Origin of the sequence: Streptococcus sp. S784/96/1, assembly GCF_902729355.1 — a bacterium.
GTDB classification, from domain to species: Bacteria; Bacillota; Bacilli; order Lactobacillales; family Streptococcaceae; genus Streptococcus; species Streptococcus caledonicus.
This window is the reverse complement of sequence record NZ_CACVCC010000002.1, coordinates 18,711-40,648: the sequence shown is the minus strand read 5'-3', so window position 1 is coordinate 40,648 and position 21,938 is coordinate 18,711. Positions and strand designations below refer to the sequence as shown.

The following is a 21,938-nucleotide window of genomic DNA, read 5'->3' as shown; positions in this document are numbered from 1 at the left end:
TCCAATCACCCACTGCGTCAAACTATCTCTACACTAAAATTTGAGAGGCTGGGATATTTTTGTCCCAACCTCCTATTCTTTATGCAAGATATGTTGACACGTCCACAAGTGGGGCTTCGTGCCAGAGTTTTTCAAGGTTGTAGTGGGCACGTTCTTCTTCTGAGAAGATGTGAACGATGACGTCATTCAAGTCAAGGAGCACCCAGCCGTTTTCACCTTCAACGTGGCTGGCATCGCCACCAGCTTCTTTGACTTTTTCACGGATGTTTTCCGCAATTGCTTCTAATTGACGGCTGTTCATCGCTGACAAGATGACAAAGTAGTCTGTCAAGCTAGTCAAACCTTCTAAGTCGAGTGCGACAATGTCCTCGGCACGCTTTTCATCAGCGGCACGGACAACAAGTTCTAAAAGTTCATTTTTATTCAAATTTATTTCTCCATTAGTTTAAATACTTCACAAAAGCATTATAAGTTTCAAGTGTTTGTGGGTAAATCGGCTGCGCCTTGCTTGCCAAATGTGCGATGGTTCTAGCGGTTTCAAAAGCGACAGCCTTGTCCAAATCCTCTTGAGCGATTTGACGAGCCTCATCAACACCAGGAAAATCACGACTTGGTTCAATATAGTCAGCAACATAAAGCACCTTATCAAGCAAAGACATGTCCTCCGCACCAATGGTATGGCGTTCTATGGCTACAAGAATCTCCTCATCTTCAAGGTTAAATTCTTGGCTAATGATAAAAGAACCAACCACACCATGCCAGATATTATTACCCCATTTTTTCAGTTCAGGGGCTAAACCACAGTCATCAATGACACTTAAAAAATCCTCATCTGGACGCTCTTTGGCGTAGTCGTGCAGGAGTGCCGCTAGGCTAGCTTTGGTTTCATCTGCTCCGTAGCTCTTAGCCAATGCCACAGCAGACTCCTCTACACCAAGTACATGTTTAAACCGTTTTTCGCTCATGGCGCTTTGCACTTTTTCCAAAATAGCAGAGCGAGAAAGTCCGGTATAGCTTTCATAGGTCATTTGTAGAGCCCTGCCTTTTTGATGTAGTTAAGCACGGGAGCTGGCGTCATAAAGTTTGGTGTGCGGCCTTTTTTGATGAAATCGCGGATGTTGCTCGAACTGATGTCCATGAGTGGCACGTCAACCCAAATGACAGGGTAAGATGTCCCAGCTTTATATTTAGGGCGTTGCACACCGACAAATTGGACCAATTCCACCAACTCGTCAATGCGGTGCCACTTAGGAAGGTACTCAACCATGTCTGCACCAATAATGAAGTAATAATCGGTGTCAGGGTTTGCCTCTGTTAGTTGCTTCATCGTATCGTAGGTGTAGCTTTTTCCTTTACGCTCGATCTCAACGGTTTCAATATCCAAGCCTTCCATGCCATTGATAGCCAGAAGAAGCATGTTTAGGCGATGTTTCTCATCAATGGTTTCTTTCTTATCCACATGCGGCGGTTCATATTCAGGCATGAGATAAACGGCATCCAGCCCCAATTGCTGGCGCACTTGATCAGCAACAATCAAATGGGCGTTGTGGACGGGGTTAAAATTACCGCCCAAAATACCAACTTGTTTACGATTCTTATCCTTGACCTCAGTCTCTAACTCAACCTTGGTAAAGGGAGTGAGTAATTCTATTGCCATAGGCTTTCCTTCATTTTCTAACTTTTCATTATCCGTGTTTAATCGCTTTGACTTTTGGAGACAGTTTGCGATTTTCTTTTTTAGCTGATTCTTTAAACAAAATCAAGATGCGTCCAATTTTAAGGACAGTATCACATCCGATTTCATCTTCCAAGATTTCAGCCACTTCATGGATGTCCTCATCCGTATTTTGTAGAAGAGTGATTTTAATCAGTTCACGCGCATCCAAGGCGTTACGAACACTAGTTTTGATTTGGTCGTTAAGACCATTTTTCCCGATTTGGATAATCGGTTTTAAGCTGTGTGCTTCTGATTTTAGAAAAGCACGTTGTTTTGATGTTAGCATGTTTTATTTCCTTTTTTTAATTTTTACAGATAAATAAACCGTATTCCTTAGGAATTATGAGCTTACCATTCTGCATCTGTTTAACAAGCGTTTCTGCAACCTGCTGACGTTGATGACTTTCTAATTCAAAAACTTCCGGAAGTGAATAAAGATAATCCACAATATCATTGATCACAGTCACTTCTAGGCTATCAATGTAATTTCTTTGTTCAACCTGTGAAAAAAAGTTCTTTAATGATTGCTCCCCATTTTGAAGCGTGAAGCTATTAGGAGTATCGTTTGTTTTCCCAATGGCTTCTATCCATTTACCTAAGGTCTGTGACAATCCATTTTCACCGAATGTCGCTGTCAACAAGCGCCCATTAGGTTTTAACACTCGCTTAATTTCCTTAAGGCCATCTTGTAAATTTTCTAAGTGGAACAAGACCATATTAGCAGAAATCACATCAAAAGAATGGTCTTCAAATGGAAGTTCTGTCAAATCAGATACAACATAGTTAATGTTATCCTGTTTAGGTAAATTTGACCGACTTGCTTCTATCATTCCTTCTGAAAAATCGACTAAGGTTAGCTCATAATGTTTAGGGAGTTTGTGAAAATTATCCTTCCACATAATAGATGTTCCACAACCTAAATCTAGAATTTGCTCACCTTCTTGAAATTCGTACTGATCAAAAATCCAATTGTTAAAGCCGTACTTATTGGTTGAATAACATCGATGGATATCAATTCGAATATTCAGATTATCTGATTTTTGATATTGGGAAGTCAACTGTTCTTTTGAAGCCATTATTTCCTCCAATGTTTTAAATCAACGCCTTTCTCAAGACGACTCCAACACCTTCTGGTGCCCAGGCAGCAACGACTGTTGGCTGGTCTGCTTTGCCATTGACCCGAATCCAACCAAGCCCTGAATACACGATGTCCATCTTATCTTTGATGTTAAATTCGTGACGGACGAGTTTAGGAAAATCGGCAACTTCCTTGGTATTTGGCGGTGTTAGCAAGGTTCCTAAGTGCTTGTTGTAAAAAGCATCCGCTCCTTCAAGTTTGGTACGATGAAGGTTAAGATTGTTGTCAAAATAAGCTGTGAAGCCCTGCTTTTCTCCTGAAACGAAATCAAAGCGACCAAGACCACCCAAGAAGAGGGTTTGTTCTGAGTTCAGTTGATAAGTTTTAGGCTTGATTTCCTTTTTAGGACTGACATACTTGAGGTTTTTAGCCGTCAAATAATGTGCCATTTGGTGGCGATGGATAATTCCCGGTGTATCAAAAATGTAGCTACCATCATCCAACGGAATTTCAATCTTATCTAGAGTTGTCCCTGGGAAGCGCGATGTGGTAATCACATTCTTGTCTCCAGTAATTTCTTTGATAATGGCATTGATAAGGGTTGATTTCCCAACGTTAGTCACACCAACCACATAGACATCACGCCCTTTACGCAAGTCATCAATGCGTTCAATTAGCTCTTTAATGACGTGATGGTTTTGAGCACTTGTCAAAATGACATCAACAGGTCTCAAGCCTTCTTCATGAGCACGCTCTGTTAACCACTGAGTGACCTTGCCATCTTTAACGGATTTTGGCAGGATGTCTTTTTTATTGCCAACCAAAAGCACATCATTTCCAGATACAAAGCGTGACAGTCCTGGAATGACTGAACCATTGAAGTCAAAAATATCAATCACATTGACAACAAGGGCATCACTGTCTCCAACTTCATGAAGTAAGGTTAAAAACTCATCATCTGTGATATGCACATCAACGATTTCATTATAATGACGCAGACGGAAACAGCGTTGACAGTATAGTTCACCTGTTTCTTCTGATTTTTCAATACTTGATTTTGGGGTATAACCCGCTTTTTCTTTATCTGTGGTTTGAATTCTCGCCCCACAACCAATACAAAATAATTCTTCCATTAAATTCCTTTTTTATAAGTGATTTTACCATATTTGGTTTCAATTTTTTTCAAAACACGACGCTCACGCCAACGATTAAATTTGGTATTCCATGCATCAGATTTAACTAATGGTTTCACTAAAATAGACTTAATCCCAGCTCGGTGACTGGCACGAATATCCGTCATGAGCTGATCACCAACCATAACAACCTCATCACGATCAAAGCCATAACGCTTGATAGCCATATTAATCCCACGTGTGAAAGGTTTCATTGCACGACTGACAAAATCCACGCCAAAAGGCTCTACCGCACGCTCTACACGGCTATATTTATTATTCGATACCACAACGACAGGAATATCAGCCTCAGTCATATCATCAAGCCACTCACGCAGCTCTGGGGTACCATCTGGATTATTCCAAGCAATCAAGGTATTATCCAAGTCCACTAAAACAGCACGAATCCCATGCTCACGTAACATCTCAGGTTTCAAATCATAAACAGCCTCAACCACAAAGGTGGGCAAGTAGTCGTCTATACTCATGCTTTCTCCAATAATATTATAATCCTTATTATTATAGCATATTCCCATATTTTTTGGGAAGTTCATACTGGAGCTTTAGAAAATAGCAAAGCTATACACAAAAAAGAGCCCTCAGGCTCTTATAAACTATTATAAGTATTATTCCCATGTTTCATCAGAAGCAACTGTAGATTCAGAACTAGAACTTTCAAATCCATTTATTGTCGAATGTGTTTGTGGAGCATTCTCATCTGGATAATCCGTTTCAGGAGAATAGCCATAAAGCGTTTCGTAGAGAACCGCATTTGTTTTTTCTAAAGTCGAAAGCGTTGGCAAACCAAGCTCTGCTTTGATACGATTTTGAGTTTCAAGCAAGTGAGCTGTTGTCACAATTTGGTAAGAGCCACCATCTTCTAACGTCGCGTCTTCGCCATGTAATTGGTAATTTTCTAAAGTTTCTAAAGAATCACGATAGCCTAGCAAATGAGGAATTGTCTTCTCTGTTACTGAGATGTCAGTCTGCATATTATTACTCACTGCTTTTAAAACTTTTTTGTATGAACCAATACTATCAAACGCCAAAAGTTTTTTAACAATAAGACTAATCACTTCACGTTGACGCCGTTGACGACCATAGTCTCCCTCAGGATCTTGATAACGCATCCTAGAAAAAACCAATGCTTGGTCACCATTAACTTTATGAGTCCCAGGAGCAACCGTTGCAGTGTATTGAGGTTCTTGTTCCTCAATAGAGATATCAAAGTCAAATGGATTGGTTACCTTGATACCACCGACAGCATTAACTAAATCAACCAACCCTTGCATGTTAATCTGCATATAGTTGTCTATTTTTATATCTAACAGATTTTCCACAGTCATGATAGCCATTTGAGCTTCGCCAGAAGCATAAGCTGCATTTAGCTTAGCTTCAACACCATTCATGCCACTTTCTTTAGGACCGGTCAAGGTTGTTAAGATATCTCTTTCTAGGCTAGTCATCGTCGTTCTCTTAGTTTTTGGATTGACTGTGACAACAATCATAGAATCACTATTACCTGCCCAAGGGTCCATACGGTCCCCAGAACCTGTATCTACCCCCATTAATAGGATGGAAAAAGGCTCTGTATGCTCAATAGCCGTACTTTTCACCCCAGTATCTATTTCTTTAAACGTTTTTTTAAACTCTGAAGTTGAATAATGAAGAGCTGAAGTGAAATAAATAACCGCAGCAGCTATAGATGTGGCAATAATAGCCATCAACATTAATACAATTTTTTTTCCAAGTGTCATGTTTTTTTAATCTATCAGTTTTGCCATAGCATAAACATCAAGAAATTCTCCATTCTTAGTTTTAGCACCACGTGGTTTAGTGCCTTCAATCACAAAGCCAAATTTTTGGTAAAGACCTACTGCTTTATCATTGCGAACCTGTACTTCTAATTCTAAACGCCGAATAGCCGAAGTATGTTCTGCCCAGTCAATTAAGGCTTCCATGAGAAAACTGCCAATACCATAACTCTGATATGTCTTTTTCACAGCAATAAAAACTTCGCCGATGTGGTTTGTCTTAGCAAACGTCCCCGCAGATACATTCAGGACCCCAACAACCTGACTTCCCAGTTTAGCTACGAAGCAAATAGCATTTTCTTTTTGTAACTGACTATCAATAAATATTTCCGCTTGCTCAGCTGACATAGCTGGACTATCACTATCACGGGTTAAAAAATCAGTTTCTTCTTGAACTAGCTTCAAGACCTCAGATAAACTTTTAGCATCCTCTAACTGCGCTTCACAAATGATTAGTTCCTGCTCAGCCATTTCCAAAAGCCTCCAAAAGCAACTGACTCCGAGAGCCATAAGCCTTCATTTCCAACTGTCTCCCATCACTCTTATGTGACAGTTTTACTTCTAAATAATCAGCTGGCAACTCGCTCAAGAGTTCTCCCCACTCAATAACACAGACACCATCGCCATAAAGGAAATCATCCAAATCAATAGAATCTGGGTCATCACCAATACGATAAACGTCTAAATGATATAAAGGCAAACGCCCTTCATACTCTCTAACAATCGTATAGGTAGGACTTTTTATCATCTGAGAAATTTCAAGTCCTTTAGCAATTCCTTTGGTGAAAGTCGTCTTACCTGCGCCAAGATCACCTGTCAGAATGAGCACCTGACCAGATTCAAGCAATCGTCCTAATTGCTCGCCAAAAGCAATCAATTCATTTTCATTATGAATATATAACATAATAATTATTTTACCAAAAAGTTAGACAATCGTCCAAATTTTTCTAAAAAATAAAAAGACCCACTAAAGCGGGTCAATCATTATATTACAAAATAGCTAAAATAACAAAATTCAAGATAAAGAGTGCCGTTGCTCCCCAAAGAATTGGGTGAATCTCCTTAGACTTACCTGTTGACATTTTAACCAAGCAATAGAAAATAAAGGCTGCTGCAATACCGTAAGAGATAGAGTATGCAAGTGACATGAAGAAGGCTGCAAAGAAAGCTGGAAGGGCATCTTCAAATTTACTCCAATCAACATCTAAGAACGATGACACCATCATCACACCAACAATAATAAGCGCTGGTGCTGTTGCTGCTGCTGGAACAATTCCAACAATTGGCAAAAGTAAAATTGAAAGTAAGAAAAATGTTGCTGTCGAAACAGCTGTCAAACCAGTACGTCCACCTTCAGCAATACCCGCTGCTGATTCAACGTAAGTTGTGGTATTTGAAGTACCAAAGAGAGCACCAATTGAAGTTCCGATAGCATCCGCAAAGAGAGCACGGTCCATTTTTGAAGAAAATCCTGTTGAATTTTCAAGAGCAGCTTCATCTTCGGCTGAGAAAATACCTGTTTTACGTCCTGTACCAATAAATGTACCAAGCGTATCAAATGTGTCAGAAAGTGAAAAAGCAAAAATAGTCATCAAAACAAGCGGTAAACGTGAGCTATCATTAAAGAGGGAACTCATCCCATCAAATGCGGCAAGGAAAGTTGTTCCAAGTTCAGAAAAAGCAGATCCGATGTTGTTTGAAAAGCTAACAGCTGATACATCTACAACTCCCATTGGAATACCAAGAAGCGTTGTTACAATAATACCAAGAAGAATAGCACCACGAATATTTTTAATAACCAATACAGCAGTTAAAAGAAGTCCGATAACTGCCAAAATAACAGAAGGATCTGTAAACGTTGAAATAGCAGGTACTACACCTCCATTAGCAGCAATCGCATTAACACCATTTGACAAGTCAGCCGCTGCTGGAGCTGCACCATTGATTGTCACGATGTTGCTACCAGAAAGTGAAAACTCAATAATATTGGCATTTTTAAAGCCTAGATAAGCAACAAACACACCAATACCACCACCGATAGCATGCTGAAGACTCACTGGAATAGCTTTAATGATACTCTTACGAACCTTAGTTACCGTAATAAAAATATTGAACAGCCCACAAATGAAAACCATCGCTAACGCTTCTTGCCAAGTAAAACCTAGACCAAAAACAACAGTATAAGTAAAGAAGGCATTTAGTCCCATACCTGGTGCCAAAGCGTAAGGAACATTAGCAAAAAGTCCCATAATTAGAGTAGAGATTACCGTAGCAATAATCGTTGCCAAGAATACCGCTTGTGTCGGCATACCAGCTGCACCTAGGATAGATGGGTTTACAAATAAAATATAACTCATGGCAAAAAAGGTTGTCAATCCTGCCATGATTTCTGTAGAAACGGATGTTCCGTTCTCGTTTAATTTAAAAAATTTTTCCATTTGGACAATTTCTCCTTATGTATAAATAAAATTATCCGTAAATTACGAACGACTAGTACAGTTTAACAAACTTTTGTTCATATTTCAACGTTTTTGACTCAAAAAAATAAAAAGATTAGTGGACAGAAGTCACATTTTATAAAAATTATGTCACTTCAAATGCCTATTCCAATGTTTAGAATGTAACTTTTCACAAACCTGTTAGATTTCTTCAAACTGACTATAGCTACAAAATAAAAAGGCTGGAAATGTTTTCCAACCTTGCTATTTTAATGCTAATCACCAAGTAACAGTGCCAAAATCATTTGAATAGCAGCAAATCCTAATAAAAAAGTGACATCAATTGTTGCTGCATTAGCCCATACTATCTGAGCAAAATTAAGAGGACTTGCAATAAAATCTAGCCAACCTACATTAGCTGTTCTCATAAAATGAATAGCAAAACCAGAGTAGACAGTTGCTATCACCATAATAGCTAACTCTGTGTAAACACCTAATTTAAGAACTTTCATCAAGGATTTCAAACTAACCGTTGCTGCGGCTAGTGCAAAAAGAAGACTCGCCAAATAAGTTAAAAAGCTTGGTAAATCTCCCGCTGTCCAAATATGTTCACCACTCCACGAAACTGAAGCAATACTAAATAATTGATAAAATGTGACGGGATAAAAATAAAACCATACAATAGCCGTAAAAAAGCGCACCATCCCATTTTGTGAGTTGATTCCTAAAAGTCCTAATTCCAGAGTGATAAAAGAAGTCAAGGTATTAAATAGCAATCCTTCAACACTAGGCTGAAAAACTAAAATACTAATCACTAAAAAAACAGCAATAATATGCCCAAAAATAACTTTATGCATGCGCCAATCCTATCCCTAAGAAGTTCACTAATCATTATAACACATTTTAGGATCGTTGCTAGAGTTTTAGGTTACTTTTTATTATTTTTAGTTCAAATAATGTTATAAAAATACTACCATTTATTCGCCAGCTATATTTTATTCTTTTTTCATCAAAGTAACATTTCACTTTTTTTTGTTTATTTTTCACAAAACTATTGATTTTTTTCTGAAAACGTTTTAGAATAGAAAGCGTTCTTGAATCTGTGTTACAAAAATGTAAGCGTTTGTCAAGAGACCTTGGCAGTAATTTACAAAAAAAGAACACAAAAAATTAATTTAAGGAGGAACTCAAGAATGGGTATCGGAATCGTTATCGCAAGCCATGGCGAATTCGCCGCTGGAATTCATCAATCAGGTTCGATGATCTTTGGTGAACAAGAAAAAGTTCAAGTTGTAACGTTTATGCCTAGTGAAGGTCCAGATGACCTCTACGCTAAATTTAACAATGCCATCGCTCAATTCGACACTGAAGATGAAGTGCTTGTACTTGCAGACCTTTGGAGTGGTTCACCATTCAACCAAGCGAGTCGTGTTGCTGGAGAAAATCCAGACCGCAAATTCGCTATCATCACTGGTCTTAACTTGCCAATGCTGATTCAAGCCTACACTGAGCGTATGATGGACGCTAACGCCGGTGTTGAGCAAGTTGCAGCAAACATTATTAAAGAATCTAAGGATGGTATCAAGGCACTTCCTGAAGAGCTCAATCCTGTTGAGGAAACAGCTGCTGCTCCAGTTGAAAAAGCGGCACCTCAAGGCGCTATCCCACCAGGAACTGTTATCGGCGACGGTAAACTTAAAATCAACCTTGCTCGTATCGACACTCGTCTCTTGCATGGTCAAGTTGCAACCGCATGGACACCAGCTTCTAAGGCTGATCGTATCATTGTGGCATCAGATGCTGTTGCTCAGGACGAACTTCGCAAAGGATTAATCAAACAAGCTGCACCAAACGGTGTGAACGCTAATGTTGTCCCAATCAAAAAACTAATTGAAGTTGCAAAAGATACTCGCTTTGGCGAAACTCATGCACTTATCCTATTCGAAACTGTCCAAGATGCTCTTCGTGCTGTTGAAGGAGGCGTTGAAATCAAAGAACTAAACGTTGGTTCAATGGCTCACTCAACAGGAAAAACTATGGTAAACAACGTCTTATCAATGGACAAAGACGATGTCGCTGCTTTTGAAAAGTTACGTGACCTCGGCGTTCAATTCGATGTTCGTAAAGTACCAAACGATTCTAAGAAAGATTTGTTTGACTTGATTAATAAAGCAAACGTACAATAGAAAGGAATACAACTATGTCAGATATTTCATTTATCTCTGCGATTTTGGTTGTTATCGTTGCCTTCTTTGCTGGCCTTGAAGGTATCCTCGACCAATTCCAATTCCATCAACCACTTGTTGCATGTACTCTTATCGGACTTGCAACTGGTCATCTTGAAGCAGGAATCATGCTTGGTGGTTCACTTCAAATGCTTGCCCTTGCTTGGGCTAATATTGGTGCTGCAGTAGCACCAGACGCTGCCCTTGCTTCTGTAGCTGCTGCTATTATCTTCATCAAAGGTGGAGACTACACAAACGTTGGAATTAACGTTGCAACAGCTGCTGCTATCCCACTTGCTGTAGCAGGTCTTTTCCTTACAATGATTGTTCGTACAATCTCAGTTGCCCTTGTTCACACAGCTGACAATGCTGCTAAAAAAGCTGACTTCGCCGCTGTTGAACGTGCACACTTGTTTGCACTTGTCCTTCAAGGTCTTCGTATTGCAATCCCTGCTGCTATGCTCCTTGCTGTCCCAGCGGATGTCGTGCGTAACGCTCTTGGACTTATGCCTGACTGGCTAAACCATGGTATGCAAGTTGGTGGTGGTATGGTTGTTGCCGTAGGTTATGCTATGGTTATCAACATGATGGCAACTCGTGAAGTATGGCCATTCTTTGCACTTGGTTTTGCTTTCGCAGCACTTAGCGACCTTACCCTTATCGCTCTTGGTACAATCGGTGTAGCTTTTGCCTTTATCTACCTTAACCTTTCAAAACAAGGTGGCAACGGAGGCGGTGCTACTGGTTCTGGTGACCCAATTGGCGACATCCTTGAAGACTACTAGAAAGGGGATTTACTATGTCTGAAAAATTAACACTTTCATCTGCTGATCGTAAAAAGGTTTGGTGGCGTTCACAATTTCTACAAGGTTCATGGAACTATGAACGTATGCAAAACTTGGGATGGGCTTATGCTTTGATCCCAGCTATCAAAAAACTTTACACGAAAAAAGAAGATCAGGCCGCTGCGCTTGAACGTCACTTGGAATTCTTCAATACTCACCCATATGTTGCCGCTCCAATCATCGGTGTAACACTTGCCCTTGAAGAAGAAAGAGCAAATGGTACAGAAATTGAAGATGCTGCTATTCAAGGGGTTAAAATCGGTATGATGGGACCTCTTGCTGGTATTGGTGACCCAGTCTTCTGGTTTACAGTTCGTCCTATCCTTGGGGCTCTCGGAGCTTCATTAGCTACTGGCGGTGGTATCATGGGGCCACTAATCTTCTTCTTTGGTTGGAACATTATCCGTATGGCATTCTTGTGGTATACTCAAGAATTTGGCTATAAAGCTGGTTCTGAAATCACCAAAGACATGTCGGGTGGTATCTTGAAAGACATCACTAAAGGGGCTTCTATCCTTGGTATGTTTATTCTTGCCGTTCTTGTTGAACGTTGGGTATCAATTAACTTTACCGTTAATCTCCCAGGTAAACAATTATCAGAAGGAGCTTATGTTGTCTTCCCTGAAGGTACCGTAAAAGGTGCTGAGCTGAAAGGCATTCTTGGAAATGCCCTAAGCGGCATGAGCTTGGATCAAGTTCAAGTACCAACTCTTCAAGACCAATTGAATTCATTGATTCCAGGGTTAATGGGATTACTCTTAACTTTCGTATGTATGAACTTACTTAAGAGAAAAGTATCTCCAATCACTATCATCCTTGCACTCTTTGGCGTTGGTATTCTTGCAAGTTACTTCGGAATCATGTAAGATAAGACCTTATTCATAAACGAAACTCTCCATACACAACGAGGCAGGAAATCCCTAGCCTCGTTGTCTTTTCTAAAAAATGGTGTTCTTTTCCTTTAGTTCATCACTATCTTATCCCCCTCGAACATGTTATAATGACCTTAGCGATATCCTAATCTATTCAACCATTCTACAGCGGAACACATGATGAACACTAGGAAAAACTTACAACCATTAACTCAAAAGCATCTTCAAGTTGACCTACTGGATGCTTTTAAGAGTATTCGTAAAGGAGACTAAAATGAACGAACCTCTATTTTTAACCTCACAAATGCATCCTAAAATTTGGGGCGGGACAAAGTTGCGGGATGTTTTTGGCTACACTATTCCTTCAGAAACAACTGGAGAATATTGGGCTATTTCTGCCCATCCAAATGGTGTTTCTATCGTTGCTAATGGAGAATTTGCTGGACAACCACTGGATAAACTCTACCGCGAACAGCCTCAACTCTTTGGCAATCCGAGTGACGATGTTTTTCCACTTTTGACTAAAATTCTTGATGCCAACGATTGGCTCAGCGTTCAAGTCCATCCAGACGATGCATACGGTTTAGAGCACGAAGGCGAACTTGGAAAAACAGAATGTTGGTACGTCATTGCATCAGACGAAGGTGCTGAAATCATCTATGGACATCAAGCCTCATCAAAGCAAAACCTTCAAGAACTGATTGAAAGAGGAGACTGGGATAATCTTTTAACTCGCGTCCCTGTCAAAGCTGGTGACTTTTTCTATGTTCCTAGCGGTACGATTCATGCCATCGGTAAAGGGATTATGATTCTTGAAACCCAACAGTCTAGCGACACGACCTACAGGGTTTACGATTTTGATCGCAAAGATGACCAAGGACAGACTCGAGAACTTCACTTGCAACAATCTATTGATGTGACTTATATTGGCCAACCTCAAAATAGCCATCCCGCAACTTTAAAAACTCGCGATTTAACCTCAACGTTACTGGTTTCTAATGAATTTTTCACTGTTTATCACTGGGTGGTCAATGGCAGAGCTGACATGCAACAAACTGCTCCCTATCTTCTCGTCAGTGTTTTAGATGGCAAGGGAGAGATTAGTTCCAATAACAATAGCTTTTCTCTAAAAAAAGGAGACCATTTTATTATTCCAAATGCAATCACAGAATGGACTTTCTCTGGGCAACTCGATCTTATCGCTAGTCATATTTCAGAAAAATAGGAGAATTTCATGGCACAATCTTTAAATAAAACAATCGACTTCCAAACAACCGGCGTGTCTTACTTCGGTATTGGTAGCAAGGTTGGTAAATTTCTAGTGGGCGATATTGCTTTAGAATTTTATCCCGATGTCAATGTAGAACAATATATCCAAATTCCTTGGGCAAATGTGCTACAAATTGGGGCAAACGTTACTGGTAAAAAAATCAGTCGTCACTTTGAAGTTTACACCGACAGTGGCAAGTTCTTATTCGCTTCCAAAGATTCGGGAAAAATTTTAAAAATCGCTCGCCAGCATATCGGCAATGAAAATGTCGTTAAACTTCCAACGCTCATCCAGCTCATCTGGAATAAAATTCGCCGTAAAAACTAAGAAAAATCAGGGAAAGGCAAAAAATGAACTTTCTCTGATTTTTTAGTCTTTTTTTGCTATAATAAGTCCCATGACTAAAAAAATTATTGCTATTGATTTGGATGGAACACTTTTAAGAAGTGATCACACCATCTCTGATTATACTGTTAACACTTTGCAAAAAGTTCAAGAGAAGGGACATCAGGTCATTATCTCTACAGGCCGCCCTTATCGCACTGCTTTTCCATATTATCAGCAGTTGGGGCTTCATACACCAATGATTAATTTCAACGGTTCTCTCACGCACATTCCTGAAAGCAAGTGGGCTTACGAGCACAGTGTAACGATTGACCGTCGTTACCTTTTAGAGCTTTTGGGAAAAGCTGAGCAGATTCAAGCAGACTTCATCGCCAGTGAGTACCGTAAGAATTTTTATATCACAACTGATTTTCCAGAGACCATTGAACCGCAACTGTTTGGAGTGTCTAAAATTACAGACAAGATGAAATTAGTGACCGAGAAAATCACTAAAAATCCTAATGCCATCTTATTCCAAACTAGAGTTGAAGATAAATATGCACTAGCTAGTGAGCTGCGCCAGCATTTTTCAGAAGAAATGGAAGTGGACTCTTGGGGGGGACCTCTCAATATCTTGGAATGCTCTCCTAAAGGCGTTAACAAAGCTTATGCCCTCAAGTATCTTTTGAATGCTTTAAACATTGATAAGAGCAAGCTCATTGCTTTTGGTGATGAGCATAACGATACTGAGATGCTTGCTTTTGCTAGCACAGGTTATGCTATGCAAAACGCTAATCCATTGCTCCTTGATTTTGCTGATGAGCAGATTTCTTGGACCAACAATGAGGATGGGGTTGCTAGAAAACTAGAGGAACTCTTTTTATCATAAGTGAATAGGACAGAAGTCATGATTTTAAAGTCTTAACTTCTTTTCACTATCTTATTTCCAAACTAAGGTTGAAACTGTCTAGTGGACTATCTAGGTGAACACTTATAACTAAAGAAGCGTCCCAATCAACCACTGCATCAAAGTAAGCCTACGTTAAAATTTAAGAGGCAGGGATACTTTTCTCCACCCTCTTTTTGATATAATTAAGAGAACTATAACACAACAATTATAGTGGATTGAATAAAGGTTAGGACATCATTAAGTAGCTTTGGCCTATTATTCAATCCACTATAAAACTAGATTAGGAGGAAATTGTGCCTGATAATTTAGCATTACGGATGCGACCACGAAATATTTCAGAAGTCATTGGGCAACAGCATTTGGTCGGGGAAGGTAAAATTATTCGTCGCATGGTTGACGCTAATATGTTGTCTTCGATGATTCTATACGGCCCTCCCGGTATCGGTAAGACATCCATTGCTTCTGCAATCGCAGGAACAACTAAATGGGCTTTTCGAACGTTTAATGCAACGGTTGATAGCAAAAAACGTCTCCAAGAAATCGCCGAGGAAGCTAAATTCTCTGGCGGTCTCGTTCTTCTGCTCGATGAGATTCACAGACTAGATAAAACCAAGCAAGATTTTCTATTACCGCTGTTAGAAAATGGCAATATCATTATGATTGGGGCAACGACAGAAAATCCCTTTTTCTCCGTCACTCCTGCCATTCGCTCGCGAGTACAAATTTTTGAGCTTGAACCATTGTCTAACGATGACATTAAGGTAGCAATCCAGTGTGCTATTTCAGACAAGGAAAGAGGCTTTGCCTTTGACATTAACCTTGACGAAGATGCTCTAGATTTTATCGCTACAGCTACCAACGGGGACCTTCGTTCTGCTTATAATTCACTTGATTTAGCGGTGATGTCCACTCAAGAAAATGAAGATGGTAGTCGCCATATTAGCTTAGACACTGTTGAAAATAGTTTACAACGAAGCTATATTACCATGGATAAAAACGGAGATGGGCATTATGACGTCTTATCTGCCCTGCAAAAATCCATCCGTGGGTCGGATGTCAATGCTGCGCTACACTATGCAGCTCGGCTCATTGAAGCTGGAGATTTACCAAGCCTAGCCAGGCGGCTAACTGTTATTGCCTACGAAGATATCGGCCTTGCCAACCCTGAAGCACAAATGCATACCGTAACCGCTTTAGAAGCAGCTCAAAAAATCGGATTCCCTGAAGCTCGCATCCTCATCGCCAATGTAGTCATTGATTTAGCCCTATCACCTAAGTCCAACTCAGCCTATGCTGCCATGGATGCTGCCTTATCTGATTTGAGAAAATCAGGTAGCCTCCCAATTCCAAGACATCTCCGAGATGGGCACTATTCTGGCAGTAAAGAATTGGGAAATGCTGTGGATTATCTCTACCCACATGCCTATCCTGAAAAATGGGTGAAACAACAGTATCTGCCAGATAAACTATTAGGAGCTAACTATTTCCAAGCCAACGATACTGGAAAATACGAACGTGCTTTAGGAGTTAATAAAGACAGAATTGATAAATTGTCACGATAAATGAAGAGGTTGAGACAAAAATATCTCAACCTTCTCTTTTTGATAGCAATAACAGATTGGCGCAGTGGTTGATTGGAGGTCTGTAACTGGACCCTTCTTTCATTTTCAAGTGTCCACCTAAAATAGTCCACTGGACTATTTTAGTACTACGCAATCGTTAGCGGCCATCCTAATCAACTGTGCGGAGGTGGGACGACAAAATCGAAATCGTCTTTTTTGACGATTTAACGATTTTTGTCCCACTCTCTTTTTATTATGAATTTGGGTCATCTAGTGAGCGACCGTGAAGGCCTTTCTCACGTTGGAGTTGACGTAATTTTTCAGGTGTCACATCATTCCCTTCTTCGTCAACAACTTTAATGCCTGCAATGTGGTGACGGACAGCACGACGATACCCTTCAATATATTCTTCACGAAGTTTCGCCTGCTCCACTTTTTCATCAGCGGTTAAACCAACTGATTTTTTCTTGCGAGCTAGCTCATTGATTCGGTCAATTTTTGCTTGTTCCATGCTTACTCCTTTCTTTTATACCTACGATAGTATCCATTTTCCTTCATTATCTGGTAAATAAGCTTCTTGCGGATTCAATGGGTTATAACATTTTCGAACCCTTTTAAGGTCTGGTAACTTAGATTTCATTTCGTATTCAGTAGGGATTGGACTTAGTTTATAGACTTTTCCTATACGATAGATAATAACGTCATAAACTTCATAGTACTTACCATCTACTGAATAAGAATAAATATTAACACGAGAATTTTTAAAAGGTAAAATCCTCGAAAAATAGCCGATTGTTTCGTGTGTACAATTTTTCTTGAATTTTTGCGCCTCACCGCTGGTCTAGCTTGTCCTTTCTCTCGCTTACAGGTTTTACGCACCCAACGAAAGATTAAAAAGAGGGCAAGAATAAGAGCAAAAATCTCTAAAGGGATAAGAATATAAGAAACTAGAAAATTTCTTAAATCATAGAAAACTTCTATCTTATGCCTTACTTGGTATTCAATCGGTTAAAGGCGGCAACAGAACTTGCTTTGGCAACAAGGCTATCCAAGAGGGCAAGGCGGTTATTTTTCAACGCTTCATCGTCTACCATAACCATTGTGTTATCAAAAAAAGCATCAATAACAGGGCTTAGGGCGAAGAGCTTATTCAATTTCTCAAAGGAGCTACCTGTCAATGTCAAGTTAACACTCGCCTCTGCCAAAGCTTTTTCAGAATCATTTTCAAATAGTTCTGCTGTCACACTTACACCTGCGCTAGCTTTTTCCGCCAAATTAAAGACACGAGAGAGGGACTCAACTGCTGCTTTGTAACCATCCGTTTGACTAGCTGCCACAAGGGCTTCTGCCGCTGCCAACATTTCGGGAACAACGAAAGTAGAACCAGCTAGTACCGCTTCCTTGATATCTTTTAGCGTTTTGCCCATCATCTTGTCCACACGCGCCTTGATAAAGCTGATAACCTCAGCTTTGTTGTCATAGGTCAAGCTATCAAACGATAGGGCGTAAAGGCTGTCAACCAGCTCATCCATTGGAATAGTCCAACCAAAGGCATCCAAAATACGGACAATCCCTTGAGTCGCACGGCGAAGGGCATACGGGTCATTAGAACCACTCGGAATGAGCCCTACTGAGAAGAATGACAAGAGGGTGTCTAGCTTGTCAGCCAAGGAAAGCACCGCACCAACTTTTGTCTTAGGAAGCTCACCCTCGGCTGAATTTGGCAAGTAGTGCTCACGAATCGCTGCCGCAACAGCCTTGTCCTCACCTGCAAGAAGGGCGTATTTCTCACCCATAATCCCTTGAAGTTCGTCAAATTCACCAACCATACTTGTCAAGAGGTCAAACTTGTAGATTTGGCTCGCACGGTCAACCGCAGCTGTTTCTTCTGCTGACAGACCAGCTTGTTTGGCAAGTGACGCGGCAATGACTTGGGCACGGTTCATGTGCTCTGCAAGCGAACCAATTTTTTCATGGAAGGTCACGTTTGCCAATTTTGCCACAAGGTCAGCAATGTTGAGTTTTTGGTCCTCACGCCAGAAGAATTCCCCATCTTCCAAACGTGCCACAAGCACTTTTTCATTTCCTTTAACCACATTTTTAATGTGCTCAGCGTTACCATTACGCACCGAAATGAAGTTTGGCATGAGTTTTCCAGCCTGATCACGCACAACAAAATAACGTTGGTGGTTCTTCATTGAAGTGACCAAAACTTCCTCTGGAACATCGAGGTATTTGGCATCGAAGCTACCCATGAAGGCAGTTGGGTACTCGACAAGGTTCAAGACCTCATTCAACAAGTCTTCGTCAATCTCCACCTGAACATTTTGTTCCGTTTCAATCGCCTTAATTTGCCCTACAATCATGTCTTCGCGCTCTTTAGCATCTGCGATGACAAATTGACTGCGCAAATCAGCTTCGTAAGAATCTGCTGAGGCAATCTCAGTTTCTTGCCCCAAGAAACGGTGTCCACGGCTGACGCGTCCAGAATGGATATCCAAGAAGTCAAGCTCGAGTGCCTCATCATCCAAGAGAACTGTCAAGGTGTGGACAGGACGAATGTATTCAAAACTATTCTTAGCCCAGTGCATGCTGACTGGGAACGTCAAACTAGCAAGCACCTTAGGCACCCCTGCAAGAACTTCCTTGGCAGGTTTTCCTGCTTCATTTTTGGTCACATAGACATACTCTTCACCTTTGATTTCCTCAAAGCGGATATCTGCTGTTGTCAAACCTTTTCCGCGGACAAACCCTTCTGCTGCCTTGGTGAAATTCCCATTGCTATCCACGGCGATTTTCTTGGCAGGACCTTTGAAATCCTCTGTCAAATCTGTCTGCGCATCTGCTAAACCAAGTACACGCACTGCCAAGCGGCGTGGCGTTGAAAAGGTTTCAATGGCATCAAAACTCAAACGATTTTCCTTTAAAAAATCTGCCATTTTTTCACCTAATTGTTTTTCACTTGGGGTTACAACGTAGGCTGGAAGTTCTTCCAAGCCAAGTTCAATTAATAAATTTTTTGTCATATTTTTTCTCCTGCTAGGTTTCTATTGTCACACTCTTAACATTGTAATGTCGTTTTTGTTTTATAGTAATTGGCTTACAGTTAATAAAATCTTTCATCTCAAGTTCTCTCTCAAGTTGTTGAATTTTTTGATTATCTATATCTAATTTAACATAATTCAAACAACATTCATTTGTTTCGTCAAGCTCACAATAATCTAAAAGATTTTCATTATCACCTATGCACTGTGAAACATTTTCTATCAACCAATTTAAAATATCATATTGTATTTCTGAGTTATCAAATTCTTGTTTATAAGGAGTATTTAATTCGATTTTTATGACACAAATTGAAGTTGAGCAGGTATTTATTTCTGCCATTATTCCTCTCCTTTTAACAATTCCAATCGTGTTTCTTCGTCTAAAAGCGGGAAGCCGAGTTTTTTACGTTCTGCGACAAAGGTTTTAGCAACAACACGAGCGAGGTTACGGATGCGGGCAATGTAGCCTGCACGTTCTGTTACAGAAACGGCACCACGCGCATCAAGCAAGTTGAAGGTGTGCGAACATTTAAGCACGTAGTCATAGGCTGGGTGCACCAGTCCTTCTTCCAAGGCACGCGCAGCTTCTTTTTCAAATTTCTCAAAGTTCTCAAGAAGCATGTCTTGGTTTGAAATCTCAAAGCTGTATTTTGAGTGCTCAAACTCTGGTTGCAAGAAGATTTCACCGTACTTAACCCCTGGTGCCCACTCAATGTCATAAACCGAATCCACTTCCTGAATGTATGACGCCAAACGTTCTAGACCATAAGTTACCTCAGCAGTTACAGGGCTTGTTGCCAAACCACCGACTTGTTGGAAGTAAGTGAACTGAGTGATTTCCATCCCATCAAGCCATACTTCCCAACCAAGACCAGCTGAACCTGTTGATGGGTTTTCCCAGTTATCTTCAACGAAACGAATATCGTGTTCTAACGGGTTGATTCCTAATTTTTCCAATGACTCAAGGTAAAGCTCTTGAATGTTTGATGGTGATGGTTTCATGACCACTTGGAATTGGTGGTGTTGGTACAAACGGTTTGGGTTCTCACCATAACGTCCATCCGCTGGACGACGACTTGGCTCCACATAAGCCGCATTCCAAGGCTCAGGACCAATGGCACGAAGGAACGTATAAGGTGACATCGTTCCTGCACCTTTTTCATTATCGTAAGCCTGCATCAACATACAGCCTTGGTCATTCCAGTATTGTTGTAGTGTGAGAATAATCTCTTGGAAAGTTAATTTTTTAGACATCATTTGCTCTCTTTCTTGGTAAGTGTATTTTGCGATGTTTCAGTTTCAAAACGATATTTTTTGAAACTGAAACAAGTGCATAGCCTAGGCAAATCGTTATAACGATTGCCGTTAGTTGCTTAAACCTTTAGATTTATTAGCAACTTTGGCTAGGTGGAAAGTAAGTTTTTTTATTCATTGAATTCCTCCAATTATTTGAATTATTTTATGACTAGCTTTAGGATATGAAAAAGAACCACGCTCCCCACTCCCATGCCATCTGACATAGGGGCGTTGAAAACGCGGTTCCACCCTAATTTATTACTTCATTTATTTTGTTGTTAACTTGACACGTCAAGCGAAAGCGCCAATTACTCCTTGCCTCTACTCGGCTTCCACCACCCCGAACTCGCTAAAGAAACAATCAGAATAACCTTCTTTCTTAGGCATTATTATAGCAGAAAATAAAGAGGTTGTCTAATATTAGCAGACTTCGAATCATTCCCGTAGTTGCTAATTTCAATGAGTGATTTTAGGATAGAAAAGTCAATTTTTTGAAAATACAATCAAATAACCCATATTATGCGCGATACAACTGTCCTTACACCTACAATTTCAATTACCTTTATATCTGAAAACGCCAAAACTTTGTGGCGATAATGTTGAAAAACGGATGTTCTTCTATAAGTTGATAAGCTAAAACGTTAATATCATGTGGTTATTTTTATTTTTATAGTCTTCCAATCGCTTAATAGGACTGGGAGAAAGAACAATGGGAATGATTCGACTTCTAGAACTACAGCTTGTCAACTAAATTCTTTTTATTAATACGCACATTAACAAATAGATAAAATCCTGATAGTAACGCAAACAATATCACAATAATTGCAACGGGCATCAACTCAGGAGCATCGTAACTAGCTAACGCCATTAATGGAATAGCAAAAAGCGCATAAGGGATTAGCATTATTGAACCAGCTGCGACAGCTACTTGATTTTTATTAGGAAAATCAACAAACCAAGTAAATGGTAAAAATAAACGAATCCACTTTTTCTTTTCTGTTAATGATATTAGAGAGGTGGGAAATAAACTTAATATTCTATATCCTACCCAAGCTAAAAGATTATACCAAAGTAAAAAATACAACGCCAATAGAAAACCGATAATTACTTCAACAAGTCCTCGACTTTCGCCCGCTCTTCTTTTCGGAGCAAAGGCATTAGCTAGCAATACTCCGACACTTACCATAGGGATATGCTGTACATAGGTATCAAGTAAAGGTACATCATAGCCAATTTTGATATATTGCAATCCTTCTTGAATATATACATTATTTTCACTATCAATATAGGTCCCTTCTTTATATGGACTAAGTGTACCTACTGGTTGTTTAATATACTCATCTGCTGTTTTTCTAAAAGTCACTCCATCAC

The 21,938-nt window shown here is 40.0% G+C and carries 24 protein-coding genes; 7 read left to right on the top strand and 17 right to left on the bottom strand.

Annotation, left to right across the window (positions count from 1 at the left end):
- Window positions 1–79: 79 nt before the first annotated feature.
- The 12 genes from rsfS to GZ996_RS00780 all read right to left on the bottom strand — a co-directional run bounded on the left by rsfS (window position 80) and on the right by GZ996_RS00780 (window position 9,076).
- The gene (rsfS, locus tag GZ996_RS00835; protein ID WP_161980868.1) at window positions 80–427 is read right to left on the bottom strand and encodes a ribosome silencing factor; all 348 of its coding nucleotides are present in this window, start codon (window positions 425–427) and stop codon (window positions 80–82) included.
- A 13-nt stretch (window positions 428–440) separates the two neighbouring features.
- Window positions 441–1,028 (bottom strand): bis(5'-nucleosyl)-tetraphosphatase (symmetrical) YqeK, encoded by a 588-nt coding sequence (yqeK, locus tag GZ996_RS00830; RefSeq protein WP_156805893.1) that lies wholly within the window; start codon window positions 1,026–1,028, stop codon window positions 441–443.
- The gene (locus GZ996_RS00825; RefSeq protein ID WP_162011110.1) at window positions 1,025–1,657 is read right to left on the bottom strand and encodes a nicotinate-nucleotide adenylyltransferase; all 633 of its coding nucleotides are present in this window, start codon (window positions 1,655–1,657) and stop codon (window positions 1,025–1,027) included. Before GZ996_RS00825 ends, yqeK begins: the two co-directional genes overlap by 4 nt.
- A gap of 28 nt (window positions 1,658–1,685) precedes the next feature.
- On the bottom strand, window positions 1,686–2,003 hold the full coding sequence (yhbY, locus tag GZ996_RS00820) for a ribosome assembly RNA-binding protein YhbY (protein ID WP_156805891.1): 318 nt from the start codon (window positions 2,001–2,003) through the stop codon (window positions 1,686–1,688).
- Between the two features lie 16 nt (window positions 2,004–2,019).
- On the bottom strand, window positions 2,020–2,793 hold the full coding sequence (locus GZ996_RS00815; protein ID WP_161979237.1) for a class I SAM-dependent methyltransferase: 774 nt from the start codon (window positions 2,791–2,793) through the stop codon (window positions 2,020–2,022).
- A gap of 16 nt (window positions 2,794–2,809) precedes the next feature.
- Window positions 2,810–3,928 (bottom strand): ribosome biogenesis GTPase YqeH, encoded by a 1,119-nt coding sequence (gene yqeH, locus GZ996_RS00810; RefSeq protein WP_162011109.1) that lies wholly within the window; start codon window positions 3,926–3,928, stop codon window positions 2,810–2,812.
- Window positions 3,928–4,455, bottom strand: a complete 528-nt coding sequence (locus GZ996_RS00805) for a YqeG family HAD IIIA-type phosphatase (RefSeq protein WP_156805888.1) — start codon at window positions 4,453–4,455, stop codon at window positions 3,928–3,930. Before GZ996_RS00805 ends, yqeH begins: the two co-directional genes overlap by 1 nt.
- A gap of 138 nt (window positions 4,456–4,593) precedes the next feature.
- Complete coding sequence (lytR, locus tag GZ996_RS00800) at window positions 4,594–5,724, bottom strand: glycopolymer--peptidoglycan transferase LytR (RefSeq protein ID WP_162011108.1); 1,131 nt, start codon at window positions 5,722–5,724, stop codon at window positions 4,594–4,596.
- 6 nt (window positions 5,725–5,730) lie between these two features.
- Entirely contained in the window at window positions 5,731–6,252 is a 522-nt protein-coding gene (locus tag GZ996_RS00795; RefSeq protein ID WP_162011107.1) for a GNAT family N-acetyltransferase, read from the bottom strand.
- Window positions 6,245–6,685: a tRNA (adenosine(37)-N6)-threonylcarbamoyltransferase complex ATPase subunit type 1 TsaE gene (gene tsaE / locus GZ996_RS00790; protein WP_156805885.1), complete on the bottom strand. Its 441-nt coding sequence runs from the start codon at window positions 6,683–6,685 to the stop codon at window positions 6,245–6,247. The genes GZ996_RS00795 and tsaE overlap by 8 nt, the downstream gene beginning before the upstream one ends.
- Before the next feature lie 85 nt (window positions 6,686–6,770).
- Window positions 6,771–8,219 carry an NCS2 family permease gene (locus GZ996_RS00785; RefSeq protein ID WP_162011106.1) on the bottom strand — a complete coding sequence of 483 codons (1,449 nt, stop codon included), beginning with the start codon at window positions 8,217–8,219 and terminating at the stop codon, window positions 6,771–6,773.
- Window positions 8,220–8,494: 275 nt separating this feature from the next.
- On the bottom strand, window positions 8,495–9,076 hold the full coding sequence (locus tag GZ996_RS00780; RefSeq protein WP_161979232.1) for a DUF1361 domain-containing protein: 582 nt from the start codon (window positions 9,074–9,076) through the stop codon (window positions 8,495–8,497).
- A 336-nt stretch (window positions 9,077–9,412) separates the two neighbouring features.
- On the opposite strand from GZ996_RS00780, the gene GZ996_RS00775 reads away from it, so the two are divergent.
- From GZ996_RS00775 to GZ996_RS00745, 7 genes are all read left to right on the top strand, one after another.
- On the top strand, window positions 9,413–10,405 hold the full coding sequence (locus GZ996_RS00775) for a mannose/fructose/sorbose PTS transporter subunit IIA (protein ID WP_156805882.1): 993 nt from the start codon (window positions 9,413–9,415) through the stop codon (window positions 10,403–10,405).
- A 14-nt stretch (window positions 10,406–10,419) separates the two neighbouring features.
- Window positions 10,420–11,229 carry a PTS mannose/fructose/sorbose transporter subunit IIC gene (locus GZ996_RS00770; protein ID WP_156805881.1) on the top strand — a complete coding sequence of 270 codons (810 nt, stop codon included), beginning with the start codon at window positions 10,420–10,422 and terminating at the stop codon, window positions 11,227–11,229.
- A gap of 14 nt (window positions 11,230–11,243) precedes the next feature.
- Window positions 11,244–12,155 (top strand): PTS system mannose/fructose/sorbose family transporter subunit IID, encoded by a 912-nt coding sequence (locus GZ996_RS00765; protein ID WP_156805880.1) that lies wholly within the window; start codon window positions 11,244–11,246, stop codon window positions 12,153–12,155.
- Between the two features lie 280 nt (window positions 12,156–12,435).
- Complete coding sequence (gene manA, locus GZ996_RS00760; protein WP_162011105.1) at window positions 12,436–13,386, top strand: mannose-6-phosphate isomerase, class I; 951 nt, start codon at window positions 12,436–12,438, stop codon at window positions 13,384–13,386.
- 9 nt (window positions 13,387–13,395) lie between these two features.
- Window positions 13,396–13,758 (top strand): DUF956 family protein, encoded by a 363-nt coding sequence (locus GZ996_RS00755; protein ID WP_156805878.1) that lies wholly within the window; start codon window positions 13,396–13,398, stop codon window positions 13,756–13,758.
- Between the two features lie 70 nt (window positions 13,759–13,828).
- Window positions 13,829–14,644 carry a Cof-type HAD-IIB family hydrolase gene (locus GZ996_RS00750; RefSeq protein ID WP_156805877.1) on the top strand — a complete coding sequence of 272 codons (816 nt, stop codon included), beginning with the start codon at window positions 13,829–13,831 and terminating at the stop codon, window positions 14,642–14,644.
- A gap of 314 nt (window positions 14,645–14,958) precedes the next feature.
- Window positions 14,959–16,227, top strand: coding sequence for a replication-associated recombination protein A (locus GZ996_RS00745; RefSeq protein WP_156805876.1), 1,269 nt, complete (start codon window positions 14,959–14,961; stop codon window positions 16,225–16,227).
- Between the two features lie 253 nt (window positions 16,228–16,480).
- Here the strand turns inward: GZ996_RS00745 and GZ996_RS00740 are convergent, their stop codons facing one another.
- The 5 genes from GZ996_RS00740 to GZ996_RS00720 all read right to left on the bottom strand — a co-directional run bounded on the left by GZ996_RS00740 (window position 16,481) and on the right by GZ996_RS00720 (window position 21,930).
- Window positions 16,481–16,738 (bottom strand): DUF896 family protein, encoded by a 258-nt coding sequence (locus GZ996_RS00740; protein ID WP_156805875.1) that lies wholly within the window; start codon window positions 16,736–16,738, stop codon window positions 16,481–16,483.
- 478 nt (window positions 16,739–17,216) lie between these two features.
- Window positions 17,217–19,253, bottom strand: coding sequence for a glycine--tRNA ligase subunit beta (gene glyS / locus GZ996_RS00735; RefSeq protein WP_162011104.1), 2,037 nt, complete (start codon window positions 19,251–19,253; stop codon window positions 17,217–17,219).
- Between the two features lie 13 nt (window positions 19,254–19,266).
- Window positions 19,267–19,611 (bottom strand): hypothetical protein, encoded by a 345-nt coding sequence (locus GZ996_RS00730; RefSeq protein WP_161981072.1) that lies wholly within the window; start codon window positions 19,609–19,611, stop codon window positions 19,267–19,269.
- Window positions 19,611–20,525, bottom strand: coding sequence for a glycine--tRNA ligase subunit alpha (gene glyQ, locus GZ996_RS00725; protein ID WP_161981073.1), 915 nt, complete (start codon window positions 20,523–20,525; stop codon window positions 19,611–19,613). The genes GZ996_RS00730 and glyQ overlap by 1 nt, the downstream gene beginning before the upstream one ends.
- Window positions 20,526–21,300: 775 nt before the next feature.
- Window positions 21,301–21,930, bottom strand: a complete 630-nt coding sequence (locus GZ996_RS00720) for a hypothetical protein (RefSeq protein WP_162011103.1) — start codon at window positions 21,928–21,930, stop codon at window positions 21,301–21,303.
- Window positions 21,931–21,938: the final 8 nt, after the last annotated feature.